The 12,637-nt window shown below is 71.3% G+C and carries 10 protein-coding genes and 3 pseudogenes; 9 read left to right on the top strand and 4 right to left on the bottom strand.

The genetic code is table 11. The features are described 5' to 3' along the window. Positions 1 to 179: 179 nt before the first annotated feature. Complete coding sequence (locus IE273_RS11735) at positions 180 to 1,214, top strand: zinc-binding dehydrogenase (protein WP_189815080.1); 1,035 nt, start codon at positions 180 to 182, stop codon at positions 1,212 to 1,214. Positions 1,215 to 1,289: 75 nt separating this feature from the next. Here IE273_RS11735 and IE273_RS11730 read toward each other — a convergent pair whose 3' ends face one another. After that, the gene (locus IE273_RS11730; protein ID WP_189815079.1) at positions 1,290 to 1,856 is read right to left on the bottom strand and encodes a TetR/AcrR family transcriptional regulator; all 567 of its coding nucleotides are present in this window, start codon (positions 1,854 to 1,856) and stop codon (positions 1,290 to 1,292) included. Positions 1,857 to 1,966: 110 nt separating this feature from the next. On the opposite strand from IE273_RS11730, the gene IE273_RS11725 reads away from it, so the two are divergent. From IE273_RS11725 to IE273_RS11700, 6 genes and pseudogenes are all read left to right on the top strand, one after another. Beyond that, positions 1,967 to 2,980 (top strand): NADP-dependent oxidoreductase, encoded by a 1,014-nt coding sequence (locus tag IE273_RS11725; protein ID WP_189815078.1) that lies wholly within the window; start codon positions 1,967 to 1,969, stop codon positions 2,978 to 2,980. A gap of 246 nt (positions 2,981 to 3,226) precedes the next feature. Beyond that, positions 3,227 to 3,985, top strand: coding sequence for a GntR family transcriptional regulator (locus IE273_RS11720; protein ID WP_189815077.1), 759 nt, complete (start codon positions 3,227 to 3,229; stop codon positions 3,983 to 3,985). 50 nt (positions 3,986 to 4,035) lie between these two features. Then, positions 4,036 to 5,304 carry an MFS transporter gene (locus IE273_RS11715; protein WP_189815076.1) on the top strand — a complete coding sequence of 423 codons (1,269 nt, stop codon included), beginning with the start codon at positions 4,036 to 4,038 and terminating at the stop codon, positions 5,302 to 5,304. Positions 5,305 to 5,374: 70 nt separating this feature from the next. Next, positions 5,375 to 6,186, top strand: a pseudogene (locus IE273_RS11710) (alpha/beta fold hydrolase). After that, positions 6,186 to 7,334 (top strand): annotated as a pseudogene (locus IE273_RS11705) (PP2C family protein-serine/threonine phosphatase); the annotation flags it as partial. The pseudogenes IE273_RS11710 and IE273_RS11705, both read left to right, overlap by 1 nt. Positions 7,335 to 7,367: 33 nt before the next feature. Beyond that, positions 7,368 to 7,696: pseudogene (locus IE273_RS11700) on the top strand (STAS domain-containing protein). A 14-nt stretch (positions 7,697 to 7,710) separates the two neighbouring features. Here the strand turns inward: IE273_RS11700 and IE273_RS11695 are convergent. From IE273_RS11695 to IE273_RS11685, 3 genes are read right to left on the bottom strand one after another with little or no spacing between them, the layout of a single operon-like run. Continuing rightward, positions 7,711 to 8,403 (bottom strand): 3-oxoacid CoA-transferase subunit B, encoded by a 693-nt coding sequence (locus IE273_RS11695; protein WP_308437033.1) that lies wholly within the window; start codon positions 8,401 to 8,403, stop codon positions 7,711 to 7,713. Beyond that, positions 8,400 to 9,095, bottom strand: coding sequence for a 3-oxoacid CoA-transferase subunit A (locus IE273_RS11690; RefSeq protein ID WP_189815075.1), 696 nt, complete (start codon positions 9,093 to 9,095; stop codon positions 8,400 to 8,402). The genes IE273_RS11695 and IE273_RS11690 overlap by 4 nt, the downstream gene beginning before the upstream one ends. Then, on the bottom strand, positions 9,092 to 10,288 hold the full coding sequence (locus tag IE273_RS11685) for a thiolase family protein (RefSeq protein WP_189815074.1): 1,197 nt from the start codon (positions 10,286 to 10,288) through the stop codon (positions 9,092 to 9,094). Before IE273_RS11685 ends, IE273_RS11690 begins: the two co-directional genes overlap by 4 nt. Positions 10,289 to 10,359: 71 nt before the next feature. On the opposite strand from IE273_RS11685, the gene IE273_RS11680 reads away from it, so the two are divergent. After that, positions 10,360 to 11,241, top strand: coding sequence for a LysR substrate-binding domain-containing protein (locus IE273_RS11680; RefSeq protein ID WP_189815073.1), 882 nt, complete (start codon positions 10,360 to 10,362; stop codon positions 11,239 to 11,241). Between the two features lie 184 nt (positions 11,242 to 11,425). Beyond that, complete coding sequence (locus tag IE273_RS11675; RefSeq protein WP_189815072.1) at positions 11,426 to 12,592, top strand: FAD binding domain-containing protein; 1,167 nt, start codon at positions 11,426 to 11,428, stop codon at positions 12,590 to 12,592. Positions 12,593 to 12,637: the final 45 nt, after the last annotated feature.

The raw sequence follows: 12,637 nt of genomic DNA, 5'->3' as shown, positions 1-12,637 counted from the left end.
GTGCATCGTGTGCCGGCTCCTTCACCGTAGAAGGATCGGGAAGGGCCTGCGAGGTACTGCCATTACCTGGAAGAGCGGTGACTCCCACATGGGTGCCGGCACGCGGTTCTCTGGAAGAGGCCCGGGGGACGGCAGTCCGCACCCGGGCCGGAGAACCGCTTCCCACCCGAAGGAACACTGTGCGCGCAGCACTCATGTACGCAGCCGGAGACGTCCGTGTCGAGCACGTCGCCGACCCGGCCCTGAAGGAGCCCACCGACGCACTGGTCCGTATCACCACGGCCTGCGTCTGCGGCAGCGACCTGCACCCTTACCACTCCATGTCTGCCTCCGACGGCCCGGTCCGCATGGGCCACGAGTTCATCGGCGTCGTCGAAGAGACCGGCAGCGACGTCGCCTCGGTGCGGAAGGGCGACCTGGTCGTCGCCCCGTTCGCGTACTCGGACGGCTCCTGCGAGTTCTGCCGGGCCGGACTCCAGACCTCCTGCGCGCACGGCGGTTTCTGGGCGACGAACGGCATCGACGGCGGCCAGGGGGAGGCGGCCCGTGTGCCGCTGGCCGACGGCACCCTCGTCAAGCTCCCGGTCGGCGCCGACGACGCGCTCATCCCGTCCCTGCTCACCCTCTCCGACGTACTGGGCACCGGCCACCACGCCGCCGTACGCGGCGGAGTGAGGCAGGGCAGCACCGTCACCGTGATCGGGGACGGTGCCGTCGGCCTGCTCGCCGTGCTCGCCGCCAAGCGGCTCGGAGCCGAGCAGATCGTCCTCATGGGCCGGCACACCTCCCGGACCGACCTCGGCCGCGCGTTCGGCGCCACCGACGTGGTCGCCGAACGCGGAGCGGAGGGCATCGAGCAGGTGCGCGAGCTCACCGGCGGCGGCAGCCCCGTCGTCATCGAAGCGGTCGGCCACCGGCCCGGCTACGAGCAGGCGTACGGAGTGGTCCGCCCCGGCGGCACCATCAGCCGCGTGGGCGTGCCCCAGTACGAGGAGGCACCGATCGGTTTCGGCAGCCTCTTCGGCCACAACATCACCCTCACCGGAGGCCCCGCCCCGGCCCGCGCCTACATCGACGAGCTCCTCCCCGACATACTTGAGGGCCGCATCGAACCCGGCCGGGTCTTCGACCGCACCGTCGGCCTCGACGGCATACCCGAGGGCTACCGAGCCATGGACGCGCGCGAGGCACTCAAGGTGCTGGTGCGGCCGTGAGGTGCCGGCCCCTCGGACGCGGGGGCCGGCGGCTCGGCGAAGTGTTTCCGTGACGCGGACCCCCCACCGGGGCGTTCACTCGGTGCCGGTCCTCCCCGGATCCGTCACGATCGCGTTCGCGACAACCTCGAAGAGGTGGTCCGCCCGCGGTGCGAGCGAGGGCTGATCGCCGAGCCACGCGAGCGCCGCTACCAGCGCGAACAGATCGGCGCCATCGATGTCGGTGCGCGCCGCGCCCGCGGCCTGGGCGCGGGTGAGGAGCCGCGCTCCGGCCGCGCGCAGGGTGACACACGACGTATGGAGTGCGGATTCGGTGTCCTCGATGGCGGCTGCCATCAGCACGGTCACGCCGCGGTACTCGGTCGTCCAGGCGACGCAGTCGCGCAACCACGAAACCAGGGCGTCCTCGGGCGAGTCGGAGGCCTCCAGTTCGCCTGCCTTCGCCGTCAGCTCGTCGAAACTCGTGCGCAGCAGGGCATCGAGCAGCGCCTCGCGCGTCGGGAAGTGCCGCAGCAGCGTCGCGAGCCCGACATCGGCCCTGCGTGCGATGTCGCGCAATGACACGTCGACGCCGTGCTCGGCGATGGCGGTGCCCGCTGTGGCGAGCAGGTGGTCGCGGTTCTTCCTGGCGTCGGCCCGCATCTGTCCCTCTTGACTATCCGGATCAGTGATCCATATATTCGGATCAGTGGTCCGTTTATATGGACCGCTGATCCGGATAGCGTATCCCGCAACTGGGGCAGGAGAAACCGATGCCGACACACACGATGAGGGCCGTCCGGCTCCACGAGCACGGCGGCCCTGAAGTACTGCGTTACGACGAGGTGCCGATCCCCGGACCGGGGCCGGGCGAGGTGCTCGTTCGCGTCCACGCGGTCGGCGTCAATCCTCCCGACTGGTACCTGCGCGGCGGGCTGACCAGGATGCCCGGGGAGTCGGAATCGACGGTCAGCCTGCCGGTGATTCCGGGGACGGACGTGTCGGGCGTCGTCGAGGCCGTCGCCGCGGACGTGGACGGCTTCGGCGTAGGTGACGAAGTCTTCGGTCTCCTGCGCTTTCCCAGCTTCCACGGCAGCGCGTACGCCGAGTACGTGGCCGCCCCCGCGTCGGACCTCGCGCGCAAGCCGGCCGGCATCGACCACGTGCACGCCGCCGGGGCGCCCATGGCCGGGCTGACGGCGTGGCAGTTCCTGATCGACCCGGGACACGATCACCCCTCGCCCTTCCAGGACGCACGGCACCGCCCGACGGCACTCGACGCCGACACGACGGTGCTCGTCAACGGCGCCGCGGGAGGTGTGGGGCACTTCGCGCTCCAACTGGCGAAGTGGAAGGGCGCACGGGTCATCGCCGTGGCGTCGGGCGCGCATGAACCGTTCCTGCGCGACCTCGGCGCCGACCGGTTCATCGACTACACCAAGAGCCGCGCCGAGGAACTCGTGCATGACGTCGACCTCGTCGTCGACACCGTCGGCGGCCCCGACAGCAAGCGCTTCTTGCGCACGCTCAAGCGCGGCGGCGCCCAGTTCCCCGTGCTCCCCGGGGACTTCGACGAAGAGGAGACCGCGAAGCTGGGCGTCACGGTCTCCAGCGCCCAGGTCCGCTCGAACGGTGCGCAGCTCGCCGAACTGGGGCGCCTGCTCGACGCGGGCACGGTCCGCGTCGCGATCGACAGCACGTTCGCCCTGGCGGATGCCCGGGCAGCGCACGAACGCGCCGCCCGCGGGCACATCCAGGGCAAGATCGTGCTCACGGTGGCCCAGTGATCGTCCGCTTCCGGGGCGGCCCGCCCCCCACCCCGGAGCCGTGGGCCGGGGTGGCGGAGCCGTCGGCCGCCGCGACCTGGGGCGGGCCATCGCCGAATACGGGAACCGTCAACGCCGGCACGGAACCCAGGTGGTTGGAGGTGTGCTGTGGGTGCAGCTACTCCAGCAGATTCTTCGCGGTGCAGTAGCGTTCCAGGGCCCCTGCAACCGGATGCCGCGCGCTGAGCGTGGAGGGAAGGATTCGCGATGCCCCGCAAGGCGCCGTACCTCGAACTGGTCGATGTGCTGCGCGCCCGGGTTCTGGCGGGGGAGTGGAAGACCGGGGAGCGGCTGCCTCCCCGCGTGCGGCTCGCCGAGGAGTACGCGGTGGGCCGCAACGTCGTGCAGAGGGCCATGGACCGTCTGATCACGGATGGGCTCCTTGAGGGGCGTGCGGGTTCGGGCACGTATGTCCGGGAGCCGCGTGAGCGCCTGCGTCTGGTCCGCTCCTGGCACCGCGGGCGTTCGGGCGGTTCTCCCGGGCGCGTCGGTACGCGGGAGCGGGGCGCGGCGGATGCCTGGGAAGCGCACAGCCAGGTGCGTGTTCCCGCCCCCGACGGCATCGCCCGGCGGCTCGCCGTCACTTCCGGAGAACTCTGCGTCCGCACGCACTACGAGTTCCTCGCCGACCGCCGGCCCATCCAACTCTCCGCGTCCTGGGAGCCGATGGCCATCACGGAGGGAACGCCGGTGATGCTTCCCGAGCGGGGGCCGCTCGCGGGGAAGGGGGTGGTAGCGCGTATGCGTGCCATCGGCATCACCGTCGACACGGTGGTCGAGCTGCCGCGCCCGGCCCGTGCCACCCCTGTGCAGGCGCGGCTCCTGGGGATCGGGGTGGGCGACCTGGTACTGCGGATCGAGCGGACCATCTTCGACACGGACGGCCGGCCGGTGGAGACAGCCGACATCGTCATCCCGGACGCGCACCGAGAAGTGGTCTACGAGTTCGGGGTCGATCGCCCGTGACCGCCGGACCCGCGCAGGTGACACTTCCCCCCCCGACCGCTGGAGACTCGATGTCCGCATCCGCCCGGCTCGGACTCCTCGGTGACCGGGACTTCGGCCGTCTGTTCGCCGCCACCGCGCTGGGTCAGTTCGGTGACCGGGTCGTCTTCCTGACGCTGCCGCTGGTGGCCGTAGCGGCACTGGACGCGGACGAGTTCCACGTCGGGCTGCTGGCAGCGATGACGACGGCGGGCTCGTTCCTGGTCGGGCTGCCGGCCGGGGCGTGGGTCGACCGGCTGCGCAAGCGAACGGTGATGGTCGCTGCCGACTTCGCCCGCGCGCTGGTACTCGCGACCGTCCCCGTCGCATGGTGGGCGGACCTGCTCACCATCTGGTGGCTCTGCGTGATCGCCCTGATCCACGGGACGCTGACCGTCTTCTTCGACGTCGCCTACGTCAGCTACCTCCCGCACCTGGTGGGACGCGACAAGGTCGTGGAAGGCAACGCGAGACTGTCGGCTGTCCGCTCCGTGACGAGCATCAGCGGCCCGGCCGCGGCAGGCCCCTTGATCGCCCTGGTCGGAGCCCCCGCCACTCTCGTGGCCGGCGCGGCGGGAATGGCCCTGTCCGGCCTTCTCGCGACCACCATCCACGCACATGAACACACGCCACGGCCAGGCAGGCACCCCGGTCTGCGACGCGAGATCAAGGAAGGGCTGAAGTTCGTCCTCCGGCATCCCGTACTGCGCGCCATCACCCTCGGGGACGCGGTCTTCAACGTCTCCCTGGCCGTGTACCAGGCCATGTTGCTCGTCTTCCTGAAGCGCGAGATCGGCCTCCAGCCCTCCGGTATCGGCCTGCTGCTCTCGGGGATGGGCCTCGGCGCTCTGCTGGGCGCCCTGCTGGCCGACACCGCCTCGAAACGGGTCGGTCAGGGTACGGTCATCTGGCTGGCGCCCCTGGTCACTTGTCCGCTGACCGCCCTGATGCCGCTGGCCCGGCCGGGGTGGAGCGTGTACGTGGCTGCGGTGGGACTCGCGGCTCTCTCGCTGGGCGGAGTCGTCCGAGTGGTGGCACAGACGAGTTTCCAGCAGGCCCTCACGCCGGACAGGCTGCTGGGCCGGACGAACGCGACGATCCGCTTCATCTCCTGGGGAGGAATGCCTCTCGGCGGACTGCTGGGCGGAGCCCTGGGCTCCGTACTCGGAGCGGCAGCCACCCTGTGGATCGGCGCGGTCGGAATGAGTGTCAGCGTCCTTCCCACCCTGCTCTCACCGCTCCGGACGAGGAGCGCGGCCCCCGCGAGGGGTGAGGTGACCCGGCAGCAGTCGGTTACGTAGTACGGGGAACGCGAACACGTATGTCCGGCGGCCCGGGGCCGTGCGGGAGAGGTGGCCCGTGCCTGGGAGACTGACCGGTACGGATATCGCTCGCAGGAACAACGTCGCCGTCACCGGCAACCCGCAGGGGCCCGCAGTGGTGCTGGCTCACGGGTTCGGCTGTGATCAGAACATGTGGCGACTGACGCTGCCTGCCCTGGTCGAGGACTACCGGGTGGTGCTCTTCGACTACGTCGGTTCGGGCCGCTCGGACCTGTCCGCGTTCTCGGAGGATCGTTACGGCTCTCTTCACGGCTATGCCCGGGACGTGGTGGACGTGTATGTGAGGCACTCGACCTGCGAGACGCGGTGTTCGTGGGGCATTCGGTCAGCGCCATGATCGGGGTGCTGGCCGCGGACGCGGCTCCGGGGCGCATCGGGGCGCTGGCGATGGTCGCTCCGTCTCCGCGGTACATCGACGACGGTTACCGGGGCGGGTTCAGCGCGCAGGACATCGACGAACTGCCGGCGTCACTGGAGTCGAACTACCTGGGCTGGTCGATGGTGATGGCGCCGGTGATCATGGGGAACCCGGAACGCCCCGAACTCGGCGAAGAACTCAGGAACAGCTTCTGCGCCACCGACCCGGACATGGCGCGCGTCTTCGCCCGGACCACGTTCCTGTCGGACTCAAGGCAGGACCTCACGAGCGTGAAGGTGCCGACCCTGGTGCTCGAATGCGGCGAGGACGTCATCGCCCCCCGGGAGGTCGGCGCCTTCGTCCACCGGGCGATCCCGGGATCGACGCTGGTGACCCTGGACGCGACCGGGCACTGCCCGCACCTGTCGGCGCCCGAAGCCACCAACGAGGCGATCCGGAGCTTCCTGGCCGGCCTGCGGTGATGTGCCGCACCGGGCAGCAGCCCGACCCCTACGACCGCCACGACGCCGACGACGGGAAGGCGGCGGACGCGGCGTTCGCCGCACTGCTGGAGGACAGTGCCGAGGAGTTGTACGAGAAGGCGCCGTGCGGGTATCTGTCCACGCTGATGGACGGCACCATCGCGAAGGCCGACGCCACCCTGCTGGACTGGCTGGGTCTGGAGCGGGAGGCGGTGGTGGGCCGGATGCGCGTCACCGACCTGCTGACCGTGGGCGGCAAGCTGTACCACGGGACGCATTTCGCACCGCTGCTGCGGATGCAGGGCGAGATCAGCGGAATCGCCCTGGAGGTCAGGCGGGCCGACGGTGACCGGATACCGGTGCTGGTCTCCTCCGTGGTCAAACGCGGCGGCAACGGCGAGCCGCTGCTGATCCGCACCACTGTCTTCGACGCCAGGGACCGCCGGTCCTACGAAGAGGAACTGCTGCGCGGCCGGAAATCGGCCGAAGCGGCACGCCGACAGGCGGAGGCCGACCGTGCCCGGTTGCAGGACGCCCTCGCCGTCCTCCAGCAGTCCCTGCTGCCCGACACCCTGCCCTCGATACCCGGCGTGGAGACGGCCACCCACTACCACGCCGCCTCTCCCGACCGGCTCGGAGGCGACTTCTACGACGTTTTCCCCCTCGACGGCGAACGCTTCGCCTTCTTCCTCGGTGACGTGTGCGGCAAGGGACCCCAGGCCGCCGCGGTCACCTCGCTCACCCGCTACACCCTGCGCGCCGCCGCCCTGCACGAACCCGACCCCGTCTCCGCTCTGACCACCCTCAACAAGGTGTTCCACGAGCGCTACGCCGGCAGCGGCGACCCGCGCTACTGCACCGCCGTCTTCGGCACCTCGACCCCGACCCGGCGACCGGGCAGCTCACCGTCCGTCTCGCCTCGGGCGGCCACCCGCCGGTCATAGTGCAGCGGGCCGACGGCACGGCCGACTTCCTGCCGACCCCTGGCGGCGTGCTCGTCGGCGTATCTGCCCATCGCGCGCTTCACGACCGCCGCGACGGTCCTCACCCCCGGCGACACCCTGCTGCTCTACACCGACGGCCTCACCGAAGCCCGCACCGGCGCGGACCGCACCAGCCTGTACGGGGACGAGGCGCTGCTCGCCTTCACCGCCGGCCACGGCGGCAAGCCGCCCCATGCCGTGATCGAGGCCCTGACCGGTCTGCTGGACAGCTTCGCTGTTCTGGAGATCTTCGGCGAGCTCGACCACACCACCGCGAGCGAGCTGCGTGAACGGATCGCCGCGCTCACCCTCCGGCCGGGCCAGCGCCTCGTCCTGGGCCTGGGCGGCATGCCAGCGGCATCACCGCCCTGATCGCCGCACGCAGCCACGCCGACGCCGCCCAGGCGCACATCGCGCTGGCGGCCGTACCGGCCAACACCCTGCGGATCCTGCGGATCGTCGGCCTCGACCAGATCTTCCCGCTCCATCCGGACAGCGACACCGCCATCCGCTGGATGAGCGGCTGACACGCCCAAGGAGGTCAGTGCAGTTCGACGTCGAGGCGTGAGCGCAGCTCGTCGAGGGTGATGCCGTAGGTCTCCCGCACGTGGACGCCCTGCGGTAGCAGGTCGAAGGTGGCGACCTCCGTGTAGACCCGGCTGACGCAGCCGATGCCGGTGAGCGGGTAGGTGCACTGCCGGACCAGTTTGGGGGCGCCGGACTTCGTGAAGAGCGTCATCATCACGTAGACGTCCTTGGCGCCGATGGCGAGGTCCATCGCGCCGCCGACGGCGGGGATGTCGCCGGGCTCACCGGTGTGCCAGTTGGCCAGGTCACCGCGCTCGGAGACCTGGTAGGCGCCGAGTACGCAGACGTCGAGGTGGCCGCCGCGCATCATGGCGAAGGAGTCGGCGTGGTGGAAGTACGCCGCTCCCGGGAGCTCGGTGACCGGGACCTTGCCGGCGTTGGTGAGGTCGGGGTCGATCCGGGCGCCCTCGGCCTTCGGGCCCATGCCGAGCATGCCGTTCTCGGTGTGCAGGACGACACCGAGTTCCTCGGGCAGGTGGTCGGCGATCCTGGTGGGCCGGCCGATGCCGAGGTTGACGAACGCGCCGGCCGGGATGTCCCGGGCGATCACGGCGGCCACCTCGGCCATGCTGAGCGGATGGTCGACGGCGCTCGGCGCCCGGGACGCGGACGCCGAGCGTGCCGCGGCGGTGGTGTCGGTGGTCATCGTGCCCCCTGGACGGTGTAATGGCGGGTCTCGACCGGGACGACGCGGTCGACGTATATGGACGGCGTGACGACCGCCTCCGGGTCGAGCCCGCCGAGCGGGACGACCTCGTCGACCTGGACGACCGTGGTGGTGGCGGCGGTCGCCATCACCGGGCCGAAGTTGCGGGCGGTCTTGCGGTAGACGAGGTTGCCCATCGGGTCGGACCGGTACGCGGAGATGAGGGCGTAGTCGCCCTTGATCGGGTACTCCAGCAGGTAGTCGCGTCCGTCGATGGTGCGCACCTCCTTGCCCTCGGCGAGCGGGGTGCCGACCGCGGTCGGACAGTAGAACGCGCCGATCCCGGCGCCGGCGGCCCGCATCCGCTCGGCGAGGTTGCCCTGGGGAACCACCTCCAGCTCGATCTTCCCCTCGCGGTACAGCGCGTCGAAGACGTAGGAGTCGACCTGCCGCGGGAAGGAGCACACCACCTTGCGGACGCGGCCGGCCGCGAGCAGCGCCGCCAGTCCGACATCGCCGTTCCCGGCGTTGTTGGAGACGATCGTGAGGTCCTTCGCGCCCTGCCGGATGAGGGCGTCGATGAGGTCGAACGGCATCCCGGCCAGGCCGAAGCCGCCGACCAGGACGGTGGAACCGTCCTCGATCCCGGCTACGGCCTCGTCGGTCGACTCCAGCACGGCGGCGCGGCTCACTTCGACACCTCCAGGTTCTCCAGGACGACGGCCAGCCCCTGGCCGACGCCGATGCAGATCGCGGCCACGCCGTACCGCTCGCGGCGCTCCTTCAGGACCGCGGCCAGGGTCCCGAGGATCCGGCCGCCGGAGGCGCCCAGCGGGTGCCCGATCGCGATGGCCCCGCCGCGCTGGTTGACGATCCCGGGATCGCGCAGGCCGTCCTTGAGCCAGGCGTCGACACAGGCCAGTGACTGGACCGCGAACGCCTCGTTGAGCTCGACCGCACCGACCTGGTCCCAGGTGATCCCGGCACGGGCGAGCGCCCGGTTGGCGGCCTCGACCGGGGCGTAGCCGAATTCCCGCGGGTCCAGCGCCGTCGCGCCCCTGCCGATGATCCGGGCGAGCGGTTCGTGGCCGATGGTCGTCGCCGCCGCCTCGCTGCCGAGGAGCACCGCGGAGCCGCCGTCGGAGAGCGGGGAGGCGTTGCCCGCGGTGATGGTGCCGTCAGGCCGGAACGACGGCTTCAGCGCGGCGAGCTTCTCGGGGTCCGAGTCCGGGCGGATGCCCTCGTCGCGGACCAGGTCGCCGACCGGGGTGACCAGCGCGTCGTAGAAGCCGTCCTCCCACGCCTGGTGCGCGAGGCGGTGGGAGCGGACGGCGAACTCGTCCTGGCGCTCGCGGGAGATGCCGAAGCGTTCCTGGAGCTGCTCGTTGCACTCTCCCAGCGAGACGGTCCACTCCTTCGGCATCCGCGGGTTGACCAGCCGCCAGCCCAGAGTCGTGGACACCGCGGTGAGGTCGCCCGCCGGGAAGGCCCGCGACGGCTTGGGCAGCACCCACGGCGCCCGCGTCATCGACTCGACACCGCCCACGAGAACGACCTCGGCGTCGCCCGTCTCGATCGTGCGGGAGCCGGCCATCGCCGCGTCCAGGCTCGACCCGCACAGCCGGTTGACCGTCGTACCGGGCACGCTGGTCGGCAGACCGGCCAGCAGCGCGGCCATCCGGCCGACGTTGCGGTTCTCCTCGCCGGCGCCGTTGGCGTTGCCCCACACGACCTCGTCGATCGCGGCGGGATCCAGTGCCGGTGCCTGCCTGAGCACGCCGCCGATCGCCGTGGCGGCCAGATCGTCGGGCCGGATGCCGGCCAGCGCGCCGTTGAACTTGCCGAACGGTGTCCGCGTGGCGGCGTAGAGGAATGCGCTCTTCATGGCTCGAAGGCTAGACGGCGGCGTCGATATCGTGAAGTATCGATATCGCCCTCGATTGATATCCTCAACATATGGATCTGCGTCAGCTCCGCTACTTCCTCGCCGTCGCGGAAGAACGCCACTTCGGACGTGCGGCCGAACGGCTCCACATGGCACAGCCACCGCTCTCGCAGGCGATCCGGCAGCTGGAGGGCGAGCTCGGCATCTCCCTGTTCCACCGCACCACACGCCGGGTCGACCTCACCGAGGCCGGCCGCGCCTACCTCGACCGGGTGCGGGCGATCCTCGCCGAGGTCGACCAGGCCGCCGACCACGCCCGCCGGGTCGCCGCCGGTTCGGTCGGCCACCTCACCCTGGGCTGCGTCGGCTCGGCGACGTACAGCCTGCTGCCGACACTCTCGCGTCACCTCGCCACCGAACTGCCGGGCATCGACTTCTCCTTCCGCGGGGAGATGCTCGCCCCCGATCAGGTGGAGGCGCTGCGCAGCGGCGCCATCGACGTGGCCCTGCTGCGCCCGCCCGCGGCCGACCCGTCCCTCGCCGTCCACACCCTGCGCCGGGACCGCCTCGTGGTGGCGCTCCCGGCCGAGCACCCACTCGCGGCGAAGACCCGGGTGCGCGCCGCCGACCTCGCCGGCCTCGACATGATCACGCACTCGGCGGACCGCCGCTCGGTGATGCACGACGTCGTGCTCGGTGTCCTGCGAGAAGCCGGCATCGAGCCGCGGGTCCGGCACGAGGTCGGGGAGACCTCGACGCTCATCACCCTCGTCGCCGGCGGCCTCGGGGTCGCGGTCGCACCCGAGCCGGTGACCGCGCTCGCGCTCGACGGTGTCGTCTACCGGCCCCTGGTGCGCCCGGCGGCGTCGATCGAACTGGCCGTCGCCCACCGCGCCGACCGCGCCGAACCCCACCTGGCGCGCGCGGTCGACGTCATTCGCCGGCTCTTCTGAACCGGAGGGTCCACGGCGGGACAGGCCCCGTCCCGCTCTCCCCGCGCCCCACCAGGAGACAGGAACTGACGCCCGATCCATTGCCGCCGTGGGCGGCCCTCTTGGCGGAAAGCGCATCCCGCGCGGAAGGGCCGGCGACGGGGGAGCATGTCACCGGATGGGTGATACGGCAGGAAGGTGTCCCATGCAGCACGCCAAGGCGGCCAGGGTCGTCATCGTCGGAGGGTCGGTCGGGGGTCTCGCGGCAGCTCATGAGCTGCGCGCCATCGGTGCCGAGACAGCCGTGTACGAACGTTCCGCGGGCCGGATGCAGGCCCGCGGCGCCGGGGTCGTCATGCAGCCCGAGGTGGAGGCCCTGCTCGTCCGTCTCGGCCTGTCGGCACGGGAGGTCAGCGTCGAACTGCGCGAGCGCCAGCAACTGCACCTGCACGGCAGGGCCACCCGGTACGCGGCTCCCCAGCTGATGACCGCGTGGGACACCCTCTACCGCGTGCTGCGCGAGCCCGTCGCAGGACTCTGCTACCGCCTGGACAGCGCCCTGACCCGGGTCCGGGTGGAGGGCTCCGAAGTGACGGCCGAGTTCGCGGACGGGTACACCACGCGGGGCCACTTCCTGGTGGGTGCCGACGGGATCGGCTCGGCCACGCGCCGGCTGCTCGACCCCGCCACGCGTCCCTCGTACGCGGGCTATGTGGCCTGGCGGGGCCTGGAGCCGGAATCAGCCCTGCCCGGCGAGCTGCTGGAGGTGTTGACGGACCGGTTCACGTTCTTCGGCTCGGACGGCCTGCAAATGCTGTGCTACCTGGTGCCGGGCCCCGACGGCGAGCTGGAGGAGGGCTCCAGACGGGTCAACTGGGTGTGGTACATGAACGTGCCCGAGCATGATCTGCCCCGGCTGCTCGCGAGCCGGTCCGGGAAGCCGTACACCACGTTCCTGCCGCCCGGGGAGATCCTCCCGGAGACCGCGGCGGAACTCGCCGCCACGGCGGACGCGTCGCTCCCGGCGCGGTTCGCGCAGCTCGTCCGGCTCTCGGACGTCTTCATGCAGCCCGTCTTCGACCTGGCGCCCCACCGCATGGTCGCCGACCACGCCGCCCTGATCGGTGACGCCGTCGGTACGGTGCGCCCCCACACGGCCTCCGGAACCTCGAAGGCCTTCGCCGACGCGGCCGGGCTCGCGGCGGCCCTGCGTGGTTGGACGCCGGGCCAGGACCTGCCGGCCGGCCGGCTCGCGGACTGGGAACGGCAGCGGCTCCTGGACCTGGTCGCGCTTTCGCGTGCCGGGATCGACCTGGCCGACAGGTCGTCGCTCGGGACGGCCGGCAGCCGTCGCTTCTTCGCCTCCGAGTGACTCTTGCGCACGGGCCGTTCCGGGCGAAGGGTGTCGGCGCGCAGG

Source organism: Streptomyces olivaceoviridis (assembly GCF_014650115.1).
Lineage (GTDB): Bacteria > Actinomycetota > Actinomycetes > Streptomycetales > Streptomycetaceae > Streptomyces > Streptomyces olivaceoviridis.
This window is presented reverse-complemented; position numbering and strand designations above follow the sequence as displayed.